General features: G+C 43.3%; 17 protein-coding genes. 10 read left to right on the top strand and 7 right to left on the bottom strand.

From position 1 onward, the window contains the following. The first annotated feature begins 23 nt into the window (after positions 1 to 23). Complete coding sequence (gldM, locus tag EGI32_RS11950) at positions 24 to 1538, top strand: gliding motility protein GldM (RefSeq protein WP_255155588.1); 1515 nt, start codon at positions 24 to 26, stop codon at positions 1536 to 1538. 10 nt (positions 1539 to 1548) lie between these two features. After that, positions 1549 to 2568, top strand: coding sequence for a gliding motility protein GldN (gldN, locus tag EGI32_RS11945; protein ID WP_255155587.1), 1020 nt, complete (start codon positions 1549 to 1551; stop codon positions 2566 to 2568). Between the two features lie 324 nt (positions 2569 to 2892). On the opposite strand, the gene uvrC is transcribed toward gldN, so the two are convergent. From uvrC to gpmI, 5 genes are all read right to left on the bottom strand, one after another. After that, positions 2893 to 4698, bottom strand: a complete 1806-nt coding sequence (gene uvrC, locus EGI32_RS11940) for an excinuclease ABC subunit UvrC (RefSeq protein WP_255155586.1) — start codon at positions 4696 to 4698, stop codon at positions 2893 to 2895. 6 nt (positions 4699 to 4704) lie between these two features. Continuing rightward, positions 4705 to 5295, bottom strand: a complete 591-nt coding sequence (locus EGI32_RS11935) for a hypothetical protein (protein WP_255155585.1) — start codon at positions 5293 to 5295, stop codon at positions 4705 to 4707. A 93-nt stretch (positions 5296 to 5388) separates the two neighbouring features. Then, complete coding sequence (locus tag EGI32_RS11930; protein ID WP_255155584.1) at positions 5389 to 6906, bottom strand: hypothetical protein; 1518 nt, start codon at positions 6904 to 6906, stop codon at positions 5389 to 5391. A 71-nt stretch (positions 6907 to 6977) separates the two neighbouring features. Further along, positions 6978 to 7559: an RNA polymerase sigma factor gene (locus EGI32_RS11925; protein WP_255155583.1), complete on the bottom strand. Its 582-nt coding sequence runs from the start codon at positions 7557 to 7559 to the stop codon at positions 6978 to 6980. A gap of 136 nt (positions 7560 to 7695) precedes the next feature. After that, positions 7696 to 9210: a 2,3-bisphosphoglycerate-independent phosphoglycerate mutase gene (gene gpmI, locus EGI32_RS11920; RefSeq protein ID WP_255155582.1), complete on the bottom strand. Its 1515-nt coding sequence runs from the start codon at positions 9208 to 9210 to the stop codon at positions 7696 to 7698. 133 nt (positions 9211 to 9343) lie between these two features. Between gpmI and EGI32_RS11915 the strand changes: the two genes are divergently transcribed. The 3 genes from EGI32_RS11915 to EGI32_RS11905 all read left to right on the top strand — a co-directional run bounded on the left by EGI32_RS11915 (position 9344) and on the right by EGI32_RS11905 (position 11224). Then, a complete protein-coding gene (locus EGI32_RS11915) occupies positions 9344 to 9724 on the top strand; it encodes a DUF4783 domain-containing protein (RefSeq protein WP_255155581.1) in 381 nt (126 codons plus the stop codon). 178 nt (positions 9725 to 9902) lie between these two features. Beyond that, entirely contained in the window at positions 9903 to 10760 is an 858-nt protein-coding gene (gene nadC, locus EGI32_RS11910; RefSeq protein ID WP_255155580.1) for a carboxylating nicotinate-nucleotide diphosphorylase, read from the top strand. 122 nt (positions 10761 to 10882) lie between these two features. Then, positions 10883 to 11224, top strand: a complete 342-nt coding sequence (locus tag EGI32_RS11905; RefSeq protein ID WP_255155579.1) for a translation initiation factor — start codon at positions 10883 to 10885, stop codon at positions 11222 to 11224. Between the two features lie 87 nt (positions 11225 to 11311). On the opposite strand, the gene EGI32_RS11900 is transcribed toward EGI32_RS11905, so the two are convergent. Beyond that, positions 11312 to 11527 (bottom strand): (4Fe-4S)-binding protein, encoded by a 216-nt coding sequence (locus EGI32_RS11900; protein ID WP_255155578.1) that lies wholly within the window; start codon positions 11525 to 11527, stop codon positions 11312 to 11314. A gap of 78 nt (positions 11528 to 11605) precedes the next feature. Here EGI32_RS11900 and apaG point away from each other — a divergent pair, with 78 nt between their 5' ends. Both apaG and EGI32_RS11890 read left to right on the top strand, forming a co-directional pair. Continuing rightward, positions 11606 to 11992, top strand: coding sequence for a Co2+/Mg2+ efflux protein ApaG (apaG, locus tag EGI32_RS11895; protein ID WP_255155577.1), 387 nt, complete (start codon positions 11606 to 11608; stop codon positions 11990 to 11992). 134 nt (positions 11993 to 12126) lie between these two features. Next, positions 12127 to 13233 carry an acyl-CoA desaturase gene (locus tag EGI32_RS11890; RefSeq protein ID WP_255155576.1) on the top strand — a complete coding sequence of 369 codons (1107 nt, stop codon included), beginning with the start codon at positions 12127 to 12129 and terminating at the stop codon, positions 13231 to 13233. Positions 13234 to 13384: 151 nt separating this feature from the next. On the opposite strand, the gene EGI32_RS11885 is transcribed toward EGI32_RS11890, so the two are convergent. Then, positions 13385 to 14398, bottom strand: coding sequence for a hypothetical protein (locus EGI32_RS11885; RefSeq protein WP_255155575.1), 1014 nt, complete (start codon positions 14396 to 14398; stop codon positions 13385 to 13387). Positions 14399 to 14557: 159 nt separating this feature from the next. On the opposite strand from EGI32_RS11885, the gene EGI32_RS11880 reads away from it, so the two are divergent. From EGI32_RS11880 to EGI32_RS11870, 3 genes are all read left to right on the top strand, one after another. After that, positions 14558 to 16240 carry an NAD+ synthase gene (locus EGI32_RS11880; RefSeq protein ID WP_255155574.1) on the top strand — a complete coding sequence of 561 codons (1683 nt, stop codon included), beginning with the start codon at positions 14558 to 14560 and terminating at the stop codon, positions 16238 to 16240. A gap of 180 nt (positions 16241 to 16420) precedes the next feature. Continuing rightward, a complete protein-coding gene (locus tag EGI32_RS11875; protein WP_255155573.1) occupies positions 16421 to 17422 on the top strand; it encodes a MoxR family ATPase in 1002 nt (333 codons plus the stop codon). A 118-nt stretch (positions 17423 to 17540) separates the two neighbouring features. Beyond that, a complete protein-coding gene (locus EGI32_RS11870) occupies positions 17541 to 18407 on the top strand; it encodes a DUF58 domain-containing protein (RefSeq protein ID WP_255155572.1) in 867 nt (288 codons plus the stop codon). Positions 18408 to 18443: the final 36 nt, after the last annotated feature.

Raw genomic sequence — 18443 nt, 5'->3', positions numbered from 1 at the left:
AAAACCAAAAATACTAACCAGATATGGCTTTACCTAAAGAGCCCCGGCAGAAGATGATCAACCTGATGTATTTGGTGCTTACAGCATTGTTAGCATTGAACGTATCAGCGGAAGTGATCGATGCCTTTAAAACAGTTGATAAAAGTCTTATGACTTCTAACAACAATATCGAGACTTCGAATCAGACTTTATTCAAGTCATTAGATGGCAAATTGGCGGATGAGAAAACAAAGGCGAAAGCTGAGATTTGGAAACCTAAAGCCGATCAGGCAAAGAAACTTTCTGAAGATCTGAATAACTATTTGGAAACTCTGAAAACAGAACTTAAAACAGCATCAGGCTTGAAAAAGGATGCGGCTGGAAATATAGTGTTGAACGAGCACGGAGAACAGGATTATAAATTAGATGATCTGAATGCTTCTTCCCGTTTGATGGATACAGAAAAAAAGGGTAAAGATCTTGATGACAGGTTGCGTGCTTATCGTACTGCGATGCTGAACATCGACCCGGCTATCAAAAAACAATTCGAAGCTACTTTTCCGGTAGATGTATCTGCTGATGGAAAAGACAATACAACAGCAAGCTTCAGGATGATGCCAACAGTGGCAGCCATCACTTTGCTTAGTAAATACCAGAATAACATTAAGAATGCTGAAAATCAGGTAGTGGCTTATGCTCATAGCCAGATTGATGCGGTGGCGATCCGTTTCGACAAAACTGGTGTTTTGCTCGGGCAGAGCGCTAACTATGTAATGCCTGGTGATGAAGTTACTATCACAGCCGGTATTGGTGCTTACAGCTCTGCTGCAGCTCCACAGATCACTATCGGTGGTTCTGGCGTACCAGTTGTTGATGGACAAGGTACTTACAAAGTTAAAGCTAATGGCGGCGGTTCACATTCTGTTCCTGTAACTATCCGTTACAAAGACCAGGATGGTATTGAAAAAACAGAAACTAAAAATGTTGAGTATACCGTAGGTACTCCTGGTGGAGCCGCTGTGATGCTTGATAAGATGAACGTATTCTACATCGGCGTGGATAATCCTGTAACTATCGGTTCACCGACTGGTTGGGATAAAACAACGGTTAGTATGAGTGGCGGTACTATTATCGGAACAGGTTCTAAAAGGACCGTGCGTGTAAGCGCTATCGGTGCTGCAAGTATCAGTGTTGTTGCTGATGGTAACCCAAGCAAGTTCGATTTCAGGGTGAAAAGGATTCCTGATCCGGTATTTAAAGTAGGTGACGGTAAAATAAGGATGGCATCCGTTGCGTTTAAAAGCCAGACAAGCTGCAGGGCAGAGTTGGAAAACTTTGATTTCGACCTGAGGTATAGCGTAGTAAGTGCTACTGTTTATTTCTCCGGTGCAAATTTCCCTAACGTAGTTACCGCTTCTATAAACGGGAACAGCCTGGGTGGTTTGTCTGCGTTCATGCAGAGATGTGGTCCGGGTTCAGTTATTTCTTTTGACAATATCAAAGTATCTGGTCCAGACGGCGTAAGATCAATTGATGGTAAATCCATCGCACTGTATTAAAATAATAAGTATGAAAAAGTTTTCGAGAATTCTTTTGTTGATGGTATTGTTAGGCGGTATTGCCGACGGAGCTTTTGCCCAAAAGAAAAAAGCGCCGGCGCGTAAATCAACCAAACGTACCACCAAGACCAAGACAAAGGCTAAGATACAGCAATCGGCCCCGGTAGTGGATACTATCGCGGCAGTGGTAGCAGCTCCCGCTCCGGCAATAGATACTTTGCCGATCAAAAAGGTATTGAAGTCGTTACGCCCGGATGAAGCTGTGGAAACAACAGTTTTGAGGGATCGTACCCCATTGCCATACGAACATCTGCGTGCAGATGATGCGGTATACAGGCACAAGATCTGGCGTGAGATAGATACCCGGGAAAAGATAAACCTGCCTTTCCGCTACTCTGCAGATGAGAGCAACGGTAACCAGCGCTTCATTTCTATTCTCCTGCAGGCGATCCAGGATAGTGCGGTGACTGTCTTTAGCAATATTGACGATCGGTTCACCACCCCCATGACTGTAGGCGAAGTAGCCAAAGCCATCACTGGCGATCCGATCGACGTTCCAATGTATGACACGTTGGGTAACCTGACTGGTACTGTGAAGAAATATAATGATATCAGTTATGATTCATTCTACAAGTTCCGTATCAAGGAAGAAGTGATCTTCGATAAGGAAAGCTCCAGGTTATTCTGGAGGATACTTGGGATAGCACCGGTAAAAAATGTTATTACTTCTCAAGGTGTTAACTTAGGAGAAACTGAATTGTTCTGGGTTTACTACCCTGACATGCGTGCAACATTTGCCAAATACGAAGTATACAATGGTAAAAACTTTGGTGCACGCATGACCTGGGAAGAACTGTTCGAAAGCCGCATGTTCTATGGCCGTATCATCAAAAGCACCATCGATAATCCTTACGACAGGCTGATCAAAAATTATCCAGGTTTGTCAGATAACACTATCCTTCAACTACTTGAAGGTGAAAATATCAAGGAAAAAATATTTAATTACGAACAGGATCTGTGGAGTTATTAAATACCAATACTAATTTCTTAGGAACCCTCCGATTTATCGGAGGGTTTTTTATTTGTGGGAAATATTTTAAAAATACCCCTTATTGGGTATTGGCAGATATACAAAACCACCTTACTTTTACATCGGTTTTTCATAGGATATTGGATTTTAAAACGGGGCTGGATTTCTATCCTGGCCCTTTTTTTTACCACGAATTAAACTAATTACACGAATTACACGAATTACACGAATAAGGGCAGTTATTTTAACCATGCGTTTTCTAAAACACCCCCGAAGATTTCACCATTGACCATTGCCCCGGCCAAAACAGGGCTTCAGCGTACATTACTCAACTTTCAGCCCTTCCTTAAGTATGAGGGTTTTTGACTTGCCGATCAGTTTTTCTATTTCAGCAGTATCGGCTTCCTTTATTTTCTTCACAGATTTGAACATTTTCAACAGCATAGAAGCAGTTTCCTTGCCGATACCTTTAATGCCTTCCAGTTCGTTTTTGAATGTGCCTTTGCTACGCTTGTTCCGGTGAAATGTAATACCGAAACGATGCACTTCATCCCTGATTCGGCGGATCAGCTTCAGGCTTTCACTATCCCAGGCAAGCTTTAATGACGAAGTATCGCCGGCATAAAACAATTCTTCTTCATTTTTTGCCAAACCCACCAATGTTACTTTACCCCTGAGGTCAAGCTCATCGATGCTTTGCATAGCAGCGCTCAGCTGCCCTTTACCTCCATCAATGATAATGAGCTGGGGCAATGGCGCATTTTCCTCGAGCACACGCTTATAACGCCTGTAAACCACTTCAGACATAGATGCGAAATCGTTGATGCCTTCCACTGTTTTGATATTAAAATGCCGGTAATCTTTTTTACTCGGCTCCCCGTTCTTAAAACAAACCATCGCTGCTACCGGGTAACTTCCCTGGAAATTGGAGTTATCAAAACATTCTATATGCACCGGCAACGCCGATAAATGAAGGTCTTCCTGCAGCTGCTCCAGCACTTTCATCTTCTCATCAGTCGTTTTTCCTTCCAGCCTGAGTATTTTCTTTGCCTTTAATTCTTCGGTGAAATAATTCACGTTCTTCTCAGAGAGATCCAGCAGCCGTTTTTTATCACCTGCTTTAGGAACAGTAACTGTAATGCCCGGCTCCGCATAATCCAACGGCATAGGCACAATGATTTCCGTGGCTTCACTTTCAAAAACCTGCCTTAGCTGTATGATCGCGAATGCCAGTACCTCTTCCGGGCTTTCATCCAGTTTCTTTTCGAGGGTGATGGTTTTTGTCTGAATGATACTGCCGTTACTCACCGCCAGGTAATTCACATAAGCCGTATCGCCTTCTTCAATTATGCTGAAAACATCCACAGTTCCCGTGTTGGTATTCACCACCGAAGAACGGGATTGGTATTGCTGCAGGTGTTCGATCTTACTCTGGTAGAAAGCTGCTTTTTCAAACTCCATTTTTTCGATATGTACCTTTTGCCGGGTTTTGAAATTTTGCAACACCGGCGAAATATTACCTTTCAGCAGGCTTTTCAACTGCAACAACCCATCATTGTAATCTTCCGCCGATTGCAGCCCTTCGCATGGTCCCTTGCAATTGCCCAGGTGATATTCGAGACAAACTTTGAACTTATTTTTCTTGATGTTGGAATCCGTAAGGTTCAGCTTACAGGTTCGCAATTGTATGTTTTGTTTGATGAAGTTCAGCAGGTCGCGGACTTTGGCCACGGATGTATAAGGCCCGAAATATTGCGATCCGTCCTTTATCTTTCTTCTTGTGAGAAAAATGCGGGGAAAGGCTTCATTCTTCACTACGATGTAAGGATAACTCTTGTCATCCTTCAGGTCGATATTGAATTGTGGCTGATGTTCTTTGATGAGCGTATTCTCCAGCAGGAAGGCATCGTGCTCGTTGTTCACTATGGTGAATTCAATTTTGCTGATGCGGTGCACCAGTTCGATCGTTTTATAATTTGTCTTATTCCTGGCAAAATAACTACTGACCCTTTTACGCAGGTGCTTTGCTTTTCCTACATAAATGATCTTGCCGGAAGCATCGAAATACTTGTAAATTCCCGGGGCAGCAGGTATGGTAGATGAAATCGCTGAAAATTGTTCTGCTGTCATGTTATCTTAAAAATTCCAGATGATCTTTTGTTCACTATCTACAAAAGCCGTTCCATCAGGTTTTGTGGAAAGCTCAAGTATCTTACACCATTTTTCCGAAGCATTCCAGGTCAATTGTTGCTGCCTGCCGTTTCCCAGGTCTTTTACCATGTACACCCTACGCACTTTACCCTCCTGAGGATCTATATACACATCCCAATGCCGCAACTGGATACTGTCGGGGAGTTTTCCGATAGGGGAATAAGTAAATGTATAAGCATTCACGCTCTGATCGAGAAATTTCTCTTCTCTGAAAAAGGGTATCATATTCGCGGTATCAATGACAGGCTGCAGGAAAGCAGTGACTTCCTGCAATAATCCATCATCTTTTATCCATACAGAATCCTGCTGATTCCCCCTGGTGATATATTTTAAAGGGTTTATACCAATCGATTTAATGTCGGCAACCTGCCCTTTGATGTAATTGGTTACAGGGAAATAACGCAGAACTTCTGCCGTATCAGTAGCAGTAGTGCCTGCAGTGTCGCCTGCGGATTTTTTGCCTTTGCAACCGAATAGAATGAGTGTACTTAAAAATATGGAAAGGATCATTTTCATTCTTCAAAATTAACTCTTATCTGCTATCGCAACTAATGCCGGCATAAAAAAAGCGCAACATCTGACGTTGCGCTTTTGAAATATGAACTGTTATCAGAATGATTTTGTAAGGCCAAGCTTGATACCTACGTTGTACAATTTTTCGGTATAGCTGTATTGTTTTTTATAAGTAGAAAGGAACTGGTACCTCAGTTGCGGCCCCGCATTGATAGTGATCCCGCCCGGGGTTTTGAAGCTCACGAATGTTTCGACACCTGCGGCGAAATTCCATTTGCGAAGCAGGTCGTTTTGTTCCACATAATTTTTTGTATCTGCGGAAATTGCGTACACCTGGCCGCCGGTAGTAAAGCTTGGTTGTACGGTGGCACCGGCATACCATTTCAGCTTATCCTTCCCCAGCAGTTTGAAATCGGCTCCAAGAGGTAAAGACAATTGTACAGTCTTGTTGTTCAGTCTTTCATTTTTATCACCGGTGATACTGTTGGAATAACCGCTCAGGCATGGTGCCATGGTGTAACCTCCGTTGTTGTTGAGCAAAAGATAACTCTGAGTCGGATGCTTCAGCCCATCGGCAAAAGAAATATAGCTGGTATAGTTGAATTGCAGACCGCCTTTAAGCCTTGTTCTTTTCGAAATGTTGTACAATACCACCACACCCGCTTCCATGTTGATGGCAGATTTTTGTGTCACTTCATCATTTATATCCAATATTGGCTGGGGTTGCCCATTGGATGAAACCAATGTCTGCTGGTTCATATTGGGATGAAAGTCGTTATTTCTTTTCAGGAAACGGAAGCCGATAGAAGGAGTCACATAATATTGTATCGCAGCCCTGGATTTGAATTTGCTGATGGAAGCCTGATTGTTGTAAGCGTAATTTTCAATCCATTCCTTATCCTCTTTGGAAAGCATGTCTTTCAGGATATTGGCTTTGTCTGGAGTCGCTTTTAGGGCTTCTTTGGATTCAGGTGTGTTGGCTTCAAGCTGAACATTCGCCGCAGTAAGATCGTTATCAACAGTTGTGTTGTTTTCTTCGCCGCTTATAGCTGCGGATCTGCTGGCTGTAACAGGAAGATTTGATGTTGCAGTAGTTTTTGCGGAAGCTGTAGACAGGACAGGATTTATGTTGTTGTCATTTTGTGCGACTAAGATGTTGCTGCCAGGCGTCGCCAGGTTAGTCCCATTATCCTGGAAAAAATAGGTAGACAGATCCTTTTGCGTAAGCATACCGGACACCCTGCTGCCGGTTACATTTCCATCCTGGTCAATGGCAGAAGACCGGGGGTTTTTGCTTGTACCCAATATCGCCACAGTTCTTTCTTCTTGAGCATTTTCTGTTTCATCTGCAGTATTTTCAGATGTGGAAGCGAAATAATTATTTCCGTTGAGGGATCTTTTTGATTTGTTGATTGAATTATTATTGGTGATGCCTACAAACAATATAGCGAAGATCAGCAGCAGGCAAACCGCCAGCGAAGGCCATTTGCGGCTTGGGTGCAGATCGTTGTAAATGCTGTACCATACCTTCTTTGAAGGATACATCCTGAAATTATCAGTGGTTTCCTTCAAAAACTGTTCGAATTCGTCGTCTGTGTAAAACTTATTTTCCATGTTTCACAAAAAGCTTTTTAGTTAGTTTGGTTGAACGGGATCCTTATCGTCATTTTCTTTTTCACTTCATATTATCTTACGACACCCGTTTTGCCGTAAAGACTTTTGCCACTTGTTTTGTAAATGATACTTTTCTTCACCAATATTTCTTCCAGCATTGCTTTTGCCCTGGTATACTGGCTGCGGCTGGTACTTTCTTCAATGTCTAATAACTGGCCGATCTCGCGGTGAGAAAATCCTTCGATGGCATAAAGGTTCAGCACCGTACGATAACCGATCGGTAATATCCTGATGCATTCCACCACCTGTTTGGCCTGCATGATCGCAGGTATCATATCTTCTTTGATATGAATGCCATTCGCGTGGATGATGTCTACGCTGTCGGTGAATTTTTTATTTTTCTTCAGGATGTTGATGCACGTGTGCACTACGATGCGGCGTATCCAGCCTTCGAGTGCTCCTTCGTTGCGGTACTGATGCAGTTGGGTGAATACCTTGATAAAACCTTCCTGCAACATGTCTTCCGCATCCTCACGGTTTTTGGCAAACCGATAGCAAACCCCCAACATGCGGGGGCTGAAACGGTTATACAATGCTTCCTGGGCGGCTGCATTGTTCTTTATAACTCCGGCAAGCATTTGCTCTTCGGTCATAAGGAATAATTTAATGCCAATAAATATAGGACATATTTTCTATGAATGATGCTGCATCGACATAAAAGATCAGGGGTTAGTAATTATAGTTTCTACTTTAATCGCCTAACCCCTGATCCCTAATCCCTAATCTATACTATATCAGTATGTTACCGCTCATTTCCGTGGGGATAGGCACATTCATCATTTTGAGGATGGTAGGAGCCACATCCCCCAGTTTGCCGGGCAAAACTGTTCCCCGCCAGTTGTTGTCTATTACAAAGAAAGGGACAAGATTGAGGGTATGTGCTGTATTGGGGGTTCCATCTTCATTGATCTCGTAATCGGCGTTGCCATGGTCGGCAAGCAGGAAGATGGCATAATCGTGTTGCAAAGCGGCACCCACCACTTTTTCTACGCAGGCGTCTACGGTTTCTACTGCTTTTATCACCGCATTCCACACGCCGGTATGGCCTACCATGTCGGCATTGGCAAAATTAAGGCAGATAAAATCGGGTTGATTTTCGTGTATCTCCTTTACAATGGTGTCTGTCACTTCGTAAGCACTCATTTCCGGCTGCAGGTCATAAGTGGCTACTTTAGGAGAAGGGACCATGAGTCTTTTTTCATTTGCAAAAGGAGTTTCCCTGCCGCCACTGAAGAAGAAACTCACATGCGGATATTTTTCAGTTTCGGCTATGCGTACCTGTGATCTTCCGTTTTGCGCCAGCACATCGCCCAGTGTATTCACCAGGTCATCTTTTTGGTAAATAACGGAAATGTTGTTGAAGCTATGGTCATACATCGTCATGGTTACATAATGCAGCTGCAGCGGGTACATATGTTGCTCAGGGAAAGCTTGCTGGGTAAGCACTTCGGTGATCTCGCGGCAACGATCTGTACGGAAGTTGAATGCAAGCACCGCATCGCCTTCTTCTATTTTGGTATTCCCGATGGAGGAGTTGATCAGCGGCATGAGGAATTCGTCGGTCACGTTCCTGTTGTAACTTTCTTTGATCGACGCCAGCAGGTCATTGGTAGGTTCACCGGTAGCATGTACCATGGCGTCATAGGCTATCTTCACCCTTTCCCAGCGTTTGTCGCGGTCCATGGCATAATAACGCCCCGTCACGGTGGCAATCTTGCCGGTTGATTCGGCCAGGTGATTCTGCAGGTCATGGATAAACCCTAAGCCGCTTTTCGGATCGGTATCCCTTCCATCGGTGAAAGCATGTACCAGCATATTGTGAAAACCGTTGGCAGCGCAGGTGTCGGCGATCGCTTTTACGTGATTGATATGGGAGTGTACACCACCATCGCTTACGAGGCCGAGCAGGTGCAGTTTCTTATTGTTTGTTTTTGCATAATTGATGGCTTCCAGCAAAACGGGGTGATGCTGAAATTCGTTATTCCGGATCGCTACATTGATGCGTTCGAGTTCCTGGTAAACGATGCGGCCGGCGCCAAGATTAAGATGGCCTACTTCGCTGTTGCCCATCTGCCCTTCCGGCAACCCTACATCGGTACCGCAGGTGATGAGCGTGCTGTTGGGATATTTTGAATAAAGCGAAGTGACAAATGGTACGTTCGCATTCTGGATGGCATCGCTCGATTTTACCTGTCCGAGACCCCATCCGTCCATAATAATTAAGATCGTTTTTTTATTTTCCATTTTGCAAAGCTATATATTTGAAAAGTTTATTCACCGCTTCTCTGAAATAAGACCGAAAAAAGAATGCCACTATGTACTAAACATGGTTGTTGGCACGTTTTTAGCCCATTCAGGGATGACAAATTTACCTATTATGAAACGTTTTTTACTCATATGTTTATCAGGGTTGATACTGGCTTCCTTTACACTTCTGGGAGGTATAAATGATGTGGTGAGCGCATTAAAAGCCGGCAATTCCGCACAGATCGCAAAATATTTCGACAATACTGTAGAGATCACTTTACCCGAAAAAAGCAACAGCTACAGCAAGAGCCAGGCGGAATTGATTTTACGTGATTTTTTTACCAATAATCCTGTTAAAAGTTTTACACTGATACACCAGGGCGATAATGCCGGCTCGCAATATTGCATCGGTACGTTGCTTACAAAAACGGCCACTTACCGTACCACCATTTACATGAAACAAAAGGGGGATAAGCAGTTATTGCAGGAAATCAGATTTGAGAATAAATAGTTTTTTAAGAATGATAGTTTGCTCCCGGAAGGGAGTTTTTTTTTGCCAGGATGTATGATGTAAGATGTATGATGTATGATGTATGATTTCTCCTGGTCTGAAATGTTCTTTAATTTCGGATACTCTTTCAATCCCAAAAATATCATACATCTTACTTCATACATCCTACATTTGTACTATGACTTACGACGAACAATTGACCTTTCTCATTACCAATGCCTTAGCGGAAGATATCGGTGATGGCGATCATTCTACCTTATCTACCATCGATGCGGAGCTGAAAGGCAAAGCTGTGCTGAAAGTAAAGCAGGACGGTATTCTTGCCGGTATGCATGTGGCGGAAAAAATATTCAGCCAGGTGGAGCCGGGCATCGTTTTCGAAGCGTTTAAAAAAGATGGCGAAATGATGTCTTTTGGCGAAAAGGCTTTTGAAGTAACTGCTAAAATCCATACAATACTGATGTGCGAAAGGCTGGTGCTGAACACCATGCAACGCATGAGCGGTATCGCCACACTTACCAGGAAATATGTAGACAAACTCGAAGGTTATCATACCCGGCTCCTCGACACGAGAAAGACCACTCCCAATTTTCGCCTGCTGGAAAAAGAAGCGGTGCGTATCGGCGGGGCAATCAACCACCGCATTGGCCTATACGATATGATCATGCTGAAAGACAACCATATCGATTATTGTGGCGGCATTGAAAAAGCGATCGGCAAAGCTTATGATTATGTAAAAAGCAAAGGGTTGGATCTAAAAATTGAAGTGGAAACCCGTAGCCTGGAGGATGTGGAAAAAGTGATGAAGACCGGGCATATAGACAGGATCATGCTGGATAATTTCACTCCCGAAAAAATTACCGAAGCGTTGAAGCTGATCAACGGAAAATACGAAACGGAAGCGAGTGGGGGCATTCATTACGACAACATTCAATCTTATGCGGCAACAGGTGTTGATTTCATTTCCAGCGGATCGATCATTCACCAGGCGGTGAGCCTGGACCTGAGTTTGAAAGCGGTGGTAATTGATAATTGATAATGTTATAATGGATAATGCCCCCAGCCTAAAATCTCAAAGACTGCTGTAGTAATTTTGAATCGTAAGCATTATCAATTATCCATTGAATTATTATCCATTTTATTAATAAAAAATTTACGATGGCAAAAAAACATATCAGCACTTCCGGTCTCGTTTATTCCACCGATCCTGATTTCAAGGGCTTTTCGGAAGAAGAGATCAATGAAGCCTTTCCAGAACCTGCTCAGCAACTTATTAAAGTGAAACTCGAAACGAAACACCGTGCAGGCAAAGCGGTGACATTGGTAGATAATTTTCGCGGCAGCGAAGAACAAAAAGAAGAACTTGGAAAGAAGCTGAAAGCATTTTGCGGCACCGGGGGAGCAGTAAAGGATGGCGAGATCATCGTGCAGGGCGATCACCGGGATAAAGTGCTGCAGTGGCTGATGAAGAATGGGTACACAAAGACGAAGAAAGTGTGATGGGTAAAACGGCTGTCATCCTGAGCTTGTCGAAGGATATCCGTTCACGAAACCATCCTTCGACAAGCTCAGGATGACGAAGGAGATTTATTTATCCTTTATGCTGAGTGCTCCACTCGGGCATTTCGCCACCTGCGCCACAATGGTTTCTTTATCCGCATTTGCGGTGATCACCCACGGCTTTCTTCTCGGATCGAATACGGAAGGCAACCCCTTAAAGCAAATAGCCGAATGTGTACATAATTTTGGTTGCCATATTACCGTTATATCTTCTTTCGGGTAACTAAGTTTATCCAGCGGCATAGTTAATATTTTAATAATTGAAGATTTCTGCTTAAAAATAAGCTTTATTTCAATAATTTTATAGTAAAACCAAGATACATGACAAGCAAAATTTCAGGAGGTGTAAAGGTATCGGTAGAAACGTTCTACCAGCCGGAATACAGTAATCCGATGAACAGCGAGTTCATGTTTGCGTATCGTATCACTATCGAAAACAACAATATTTTTCCCATCAAACTGATCAGCCGGCACTGGGATATTGCCGATAGCAATGGCAGCAAAAGGGAAGTGGAGGGCGACGGCGTGGTGGGGGTACAACCTGTCATAAATCCCGGCACCTCCTATCAGTATGTAAGCGGCTGCAACCTACGCAGTGAGCTCGGCAAAATGTCGGGTACCTATCTTATTGAAAACGTGCTGAACAAGACCACTTTTACGGTCATTATTCCGTCATTTAACCTGCTCGTGCCATTTAAAATGAATTAGCGCATTATTATACCGTTTTTTCCTTATTTTTACCCATATAGCATTCAGAAAAATCATCGGTCATCATCTGCTTTCATATGATACCCCCGGTTAAAAAACAGTGTTCACAGTTTAGGAAAAACCAGTAATCTACAATGGCAAAAATCACTTTCAACAACAAGAATAATGAGTTCTTCACGAGCTTGAAAATCAGTGTTGATGCGTATTTTAAAGATAATAAGATAGAACGTACAGGTGATTGGCGTCTCTTTACAAAAACGATTGTTTTGACTTCCGTGATGCTGGGAGTTTACGCCGTTCTCATGCTGGTAAATATGAGCGCTTTGCCTGCTTTGTTGCTATGCGTAGTGTTGGGTTATACAGGCGCCTGCATCGGTTTTAGTGTGATGCACGATGCAAACCACGGCAGTTATAGTCCTAATCAAAAGTTAAATGATTTCCTCGGTCTCTCGGCAAATGCGCTTGGAGCCAGTTCTTATTTCTGGAAACAAAAGCATAATATCATCCATCATACCTATACCAATATTGATGGTATCGATGATGATATAGCTAAAAGCCCGATCATCCGCCAGTGCGAAAGCCAGGTATGGGTACCGGCCCATAAAGTGCAGCATTTATACCTGATACCGGTATACGCATTATCTTCTATCTTCTGGATATTCTTTATGGATTTCACCAAATATTTTACCCGCCGTATCTATACCACCGAAGCGTGGAAATTGACCGCGAAGAATCATGTGATCTTCTGGCTGACCAAATTGCATTATGCAGTGACTTTCATTGCGCTGCCGATTTATGTTTGGGGCTGGCAGGGTTGGCTGGTGGGTTTCCTGGTAATGAATGCAGCTATGGGGCTGACTTTATCGCTCGTATTCCAGTTGGCACATGTGGTGGAAAATACAGAATTTGAACACATTCCCCTGGATGAAACCAAACACCTGGAAACAGCCTGGGCGGAACACCAGATCAAAACAACCGCAAATTTTGCCATGGGTAACAAAGTGATCTCCTGGTTTGTAGGCGGATTGAATTACCAGATCGAACATCATCTTTTTCCTCGTGTGAGCCATGTACATTATCCTGAGATCAGCAAGATCGTTCAGCAAAAATGTAAGGAATTCGGCTTGCCTTATAATCAATATCCAACTTTCTCCGAAGCACTGGCTTCTCACTTCCGTGTGATGAGACAACTTGGGGTAAAGCCTGAAAAAGTAGTGCTGGAAACTCAGCAGGCAGCTTAGGTTTTATTACACGAATTAAAGCGGATTACACGAATTACCTTTATTTGAGAAGGTCATTCCTTAATTTAAAATCCTTCCATTAGCATGGTTTGTATGATTCGCTTCTATCTCTGCTGATTCGCGTAATCCGCTTTAATTCGTGTAATCCATCTTAAGGTTTATACTTCGCATCCTGAAACAGCTTCTCCGCATCCATCATCATCAGGTCCTTCAATTGTGTATCGGAATGTTTATCCATATATTTTTTTACGATCTGCCATCCGGCAAATGAGCCGATATTACCCGGCGAAGCTTCGCCCAGTTCGGGAGTTTTGGGCCCTTCACCAACGTAGTTTTTGATCACATTGTAATCGATGGTCTGCAGCATATTGTTTTGCACAAACAAAGCCCAGATCGAAGCTTCATGATCATAACTTTCTTTAAGCTGCTTTTCGGTATAACCGATCAGTTTGAACTCGGGCGTTGCCGGCAGAAATTTGCTCAGCAAATAAAGCCGCTTGCCTTTTTCCACCATCTGCATCACCATCGTCTTATCATCATTGCCTTTTTCGGGAAACATATCCTCCACGATCCTGTTCATCGAATTGACAGCGATATAGGATGGCTCAAAACGCCTGCTCATATAATCCGGATAAGTTTCCTGTACCCAGGTAGTTTTATACAGGCTGAAATCGCCGCCCAGGTGGGCCTGCAGGCCAATGCAGAATCCATCTTCATTCAGGCCATCGCCTGTCCCGTCCAGCGGGCCGATATACGTGTATACCTTTGAAGGTAGTTTATAAGCCGGAAAATAGTGCTTTACATACTGCATACCCTTCTTTATTTCCTTTTCATATTTTGAAAAATCGGCGAAGATCTTTTCCGAACTGTCGTAAATGTTCCGGTAGGAGCCGATGAAACTTTTGATATAATTGGCAATCGTATCTGATGACCACAGCGGATCTACATTGATGATCTGTGTAAGAAAGGTCTTGCCGAAAGTAGGATATTTCGCCATCAGCCTGTCGAGTTCGGAAACCATGCGGGTAGTATCCATCGCAAACAGGTCTTTATCGAAACGCTCGGTGGTAAGATTAACTTTTACATTGTCTACATTGGGGGTATTATTACTATTGCAGGAAGCAAAAAAAATACAGGCCACAACCAAACTAAATAACAGGCGCATAAGGAGATGATTTAACTTTGCAAAGATGCATTTTTGATTACACGAATTAAAGCGAATTACACGAATTTGCGAAGAATCATTTTTAGGGAATGAGATTTTTGCACGCGATTTAACAGGATAAGCAAAGGTCTTTGTATCACAAAATTTAAAGAGTAACAGATGAAAATATTTCTCGCCCAGCAAAATTATCATGTGGGCAATTTTGAAGATAATACGCGTAAGATCATCGAAGCCATACAGCAGGCGAAAGTGCAGGGTGGCGATCTTATTGTTTTTAGTGAGCTGTGCATCTGCGCTTACCCTCCCCGTGATTTTTTATATTTCAACGATTTTATAGATAAATGTTACACCGCCATCAACACGATCAAAGAATACGCCGATGGTATTGCGGTATTGGTAGGAGCCCCGCACAGGAACCCTTCGGTGAAGGGAAAAGACCTGTTTAACGCAGCTTATTTTCTCGAAAACAGAATGATCAGGCAGGTCATCCATAAAACATGCCTGCCTACTTATGATGTGTTTGATGAAGACCGTTATTTTGAAGCTGCTACAGAATGGAATATCGTGGAGTTTAAAAATAAACGCCTGGCGGTAACGATCTGTGAAGACATCTGGAACCTCGGTGATAACCCGTTGTACACCTATTGCCCGATGGACAACCTTATCAATCACTCGCCGGATGTGATGATCAATCTTTCCGCTTCACCGTTTGATTATACACACGACGAAGACAGGAAAGGTGCTGTAAAAGCGAATGTATTGAAATACAGGATACCGATGTTTTACTGCAATTGTGTGGGCAGCCAGACCGAAGTGGTGTTTGATGGCACTTCGCTGGTGTTTGACAAGGATGCCAATCTTTGCGGGAGGTTGCTGAGTTTTAAGGAAGACCTGCAAAGTTTCGTCCTCAACGATGATGGTACTATTGATGCGGCAATAATTGAACCTGCGCAGGTGATCAGGGATAAAGACCTTAATCCCGAAAACCTGGAAGAAAAATTGAACATTGCCCAGGTGCATGATGCACTGGTGATGGGCATCAGCGATTATTTCAAAAAGATGGGTTTCACCAAAGCGATACTTGGCAGCAGTGGCGGTATCGACAGTGCAGTTACCCTGGCGCTTGCCTGCGAAGCCCTGGGGGCGGGAAATGTGCGGGCCGTGCTGATGCCGTCGGAATACTCCACCTCACATTCGGTGGAGGATGCTGAACAACTGAGCATCAATCTCGGTAATCCTTACGACATCGTTCCGATCCGCAATATCTATGATACTTTCCTGGCAGAACTGAAACCTATCTTCAAAGATCTTCCATTCAGCGTAGCGGAAGAAAATATCCAGAGCCGTACCCGCGGAAACCTGTTGATGGCGATCGCCAATAAATTCGGGTATATCTTATTGAATACGTCCAACAAAAGTGAATTATCTACCGGCTATGGAACGCTATATGGCGATATGGCCGGCGGTATTGGTGTGCTGGGAGATTGTTACAAACTGCAGATATTTGAACTGGCAAAATATATCAATCGTGAAAAAGAGATCATACCTGTCAATATCATCACCAAACCACCGAGTGCTGAACTAAGGCCGGGGCAAAAGGACAGCGACAGCCTGCCTGATTACAGCATCCTCGACAAAATACTTTATCAATACATCGAGCAAAGCAAAGGGCCTGATGAGATCAAGGCAAAAGGCTTTGATGCTGCAATTACAGACCGCATTCTTAAAATGGTAAATATGAATGAATATAAACGTAACCAGTTTTGTCCGATCATCCGGGTATCGCCGAAGGCATTTGGAGTGGGAAGGAGATTGCCGATCGTAGCCAAGTATTTAAGCTGACCACAAGATTGAGTTGACTACTCCCATGAGTTGACAACTCATAAGAGTTGACAACTCGGAATTCACTGATGATAAATTTATACGACTCCTTTTAACATAGTTTTTCGCCGTTTATGTTAATGGCAGCATTTTTGTTTACTACTAGTTCGTAATTTGCAATATTAGAAAAATAATATAAGTATGCTCCAAACCGCAGAGGATATCCGCCTGTTAAATGAAAAGATCAATAACGCCGCCGGATTTGTTACCCGCATCAACGACGAATTAGGCAAAGTGATCGTAGGCCAGCAAACCATGATCGAACGATTACTGATAGGATTGCTGAGCAACGGGCACGTTCTGCTGGAAGGGGTTCCCGGGCTGGCAAAAACTCTTGCCATCAAATCGCTTTCCCAAACCATCATGGCGCAATTCAGCCGTATACAGTTTACGCCGGATCTGCTGCCTGCCGATGTCATCGGTACGATGATCTACCAGCAGCAACGAAATGAATTTGTAGTACGTAAAGGGCCGATCTTCGCCAACTTCATCCTTGCCGATGAGATCAACCGTGCCCCCGCCAAAGTGCAGAGTGCCCTCCTGGAAGCCATGCAGGAGCGCCAGGTAACCATCAGCGAAACGAGTTACAAATTACCTGAGCCATTTCTTGTACTGGCTACGCAAAACCCGATAGAGCAGGAAGGTACTTATCCGTTGCCCGAAGCACAGGTAGACAGGTTCATGCTGAAAGTAGTAGTTGGTTATCCGACCAAATCAGATGAGCAGATGATCATCCGCCAGAATACCATGAACCTTGCGGCTCCGGTGATCAACCCGGTTGCCTCTACATCAGAAATATTGACAGCGAAAGAACTGGTACGCCAGGTGTATGTGGATGAGAAAGTAGAAAATTATATCCTTGATATCGTATTCGCAACACGTTTTCCTGAAAAATACAATCTGTCCAAACTGAAGCCACTCATAGGTTTCGGTGGATCGCCACGGGCAAGCATCAATCTGGCATTGGCATCGAAAGCGTATGCTTTCCTGAACAAAAGAGGGTACGTTATCCCCGAAGATGTGCGCAATATCTGCAAAGATGTACTACGGCACAGGATCGGATTGACCTATGAAGCAGAGGCGGAAAATGTGAACGTGGAAGATGTGATCGAAGAGATCTTGAGAACGGTGAATGTACCTTAAGAGTTATAAGTTATGGGTTATAAGTGATAAGTTAAAAGACCATTGCTTATAATTTACAACCTATACTCGTTACTTACAGAACTTATAACTTATCACTTATAACTCATTACTTTTCTTGTTGACAACAAACGACATATTAAAAAAAGTCCGCGAGCTGGAAATCAAAAGTAAAAAGATCACTACCCATCTTTTTACCGGTGAATACCATTCTGCTTTCAAAGGAAAAGGGATGAGCTTTCGGGAAGTGCGGGAATACAGCGCAGGCGACGATGTACGGTTTATCGACTGGAATGTGAGTGCAAGATTTTCGGCACCATTTACAAAGTTATTTGAAGAAGAAAGGGAACTTACGGTGATGCTGCTGGTAGATACGAGTACCAGTAATTTGTTTGGCACTATTGGCCGGAGAAAAAAAGACCTTATCACCGAAATGGGCGCCGTGATCACGTTTAGTGCAGTAAGTAACAATGATAAAGTAGGAGTGATCTTTTTCAGCGACCGGATAGAAAAATACATTCCACCGAAGAAAGGAAGGGCGCATGCATTATACATCGTTCGCGAATTGCTGACGATAGAACCGCATGCAAAAGGCACCAACCTGGATGAAGCGATCAAATATTTCAACAACACGACCAGCCAGAAAAGTATCGCTTTTTTATTGAGCGATTTTTTGGACGCTGGTTACGAAGATGATCTGAAAATCATTGGCAAAAAGCATGATGTTATCGGGTTGAAAGTGTATGACAGGATGGACATGCAATTGCCCGATGCGGGTTTGTTGCAGCTAGAAGATGCTGAAACGGGAAAAGTCAGCTGGATCGATACTTCCAACGAACTGGTCAGGCATAACTATCAACAGCATTTTTTTTCGCAAAGCGAAGCCACCAAAAAATATTTCAGAAAGGCGGGCGCCGATCTGCTGCACATCAGGACAGACGAAGATTACGTGAAAATTTTACAACAGTTTTTTCATAAAAGGAAATAGGAATCAATAACAGGATAATCGACAATTAATGGTAAA

This window comes from Ferruginibacter sp. HRS2-29 (assembly GCF_024343615.1).
Lineage (GTDB): Bacteria > Bacteroidota > Bacteroidia > Chitinophagales > Chitinophagaceae > Ferruginibacter.
Note: the sequence above shows the minus strand (reverse complement) of the source record. Positions and strands in the feature narration are given on the sequence as shown.

Bases quoted from the DNA above. Each gene is read 5' to 3' on its own strand.
- gldN (WP_255155587.1), top strand. From the start codon at position 1,549: ATGAAAAAGTTTTCGAGAATTCTTTTGTTGATGGTATTGTTAGGCGGT.
- EGI32_RS11880 (WP_255155574.1), top strand. From the start codon at position 14,558: ATGAAAATATTTCTCGCCCAGCAAAATTATCATGTGGGCAATTTTGAA.
- uvrC (WP_255155586.1), bottom strand. From the start codon at position 4,698: ATGACAGCAGAACAATTTTCAGCGATTTCATCTACCATACCTGCTGCC.
- EGI32_RS11925 (WP_255155583.1), bottom strand. From the start codon at position 7,559: ATGACCGAAGAGCAAATGCTTGCCGGAGTTATAAAGAACAATGCAGCC.
- EGI32_RS11915 (WP_255155581.1), top strand. From the start codon at position 9,344: ATGAAACGTTTTTTACTCATATGTTTATCAGGGTTGATACTGGCTTCC.
- nadC (WP_255155580.1), top strand. From the start codon at position 9,903: ATGACTTACGACGAACAATTGACCTTTCTCATTACCAATGCCTTAGCG.
- apaG (WP_255155577.1), top strand. From the start codon at position 11,606: ATGACAAGCAAAATTTCAGGAGGTGTAAAGGTATCGGTAGAAACGTTC.
- EGI32_RS11935 (WP_255155585.1), bottom strand. From the start codon at position 5,295: ATGAAAATGATCCTTTCCATATTTTTAAGTACACTCATTCTATTCGGT.
- EGI32_RS11900 (WP_255155578.1), bottom strand. From the start codon at position 11,527: ATGCCGCTGGATAAACTTAGTTACCCGAAAGAAGATATAACGGTAATA.
- EGI32_RS11930 (WP_255155584.1), bottom strand. From the start codon at position 6,906: ATGGAAAATAAGTTTTACACAGACGACGAATTCGAACAGTTTTTGAAG.
- EGI32_RS11905 (WP_255155579.1), top strand. From the start codon at position 10,883: ATGGCAAAAAAACATATCAGCACTTCCGGTCTCGTTTATTCCACCGAT.
- EGI32_RS11875 (WP_255155573.1), top strand. From the start codon at position 16,421: ATGCTCCAAACCGCAGAGGATATCCGCCTGTTAAATGAAAAGATCAAT.
- EGI32_RS11885 (WP_255155575.1), bottom strand. From the start codon at position 14,398: ATGCGCCTGTTATTTAGTTTGGTTGTGGCCTGTATTTTTTTTGCTTCC.
- gldM (WP_255155588.1), top strand. From the start codon at position 24: ATGGCTTTACCTAAAGAGCCCCGGCAGAAGATGATCAACCTGATGTAT.
- gpmI (WP_255155582.1), bottom strand. From the start codon at position 9,210: ATGGAAAATAAAAAAACGATCTTAATTATTATGGACGGATGGGGTCTC.
- EGI32_RS11890 (WP_255155576.1), top strand. From the start codon at position 12,127: ATGGCAAAAATCACTTTCAACAACAAGAATAATGAGTTCTTCACGAGC.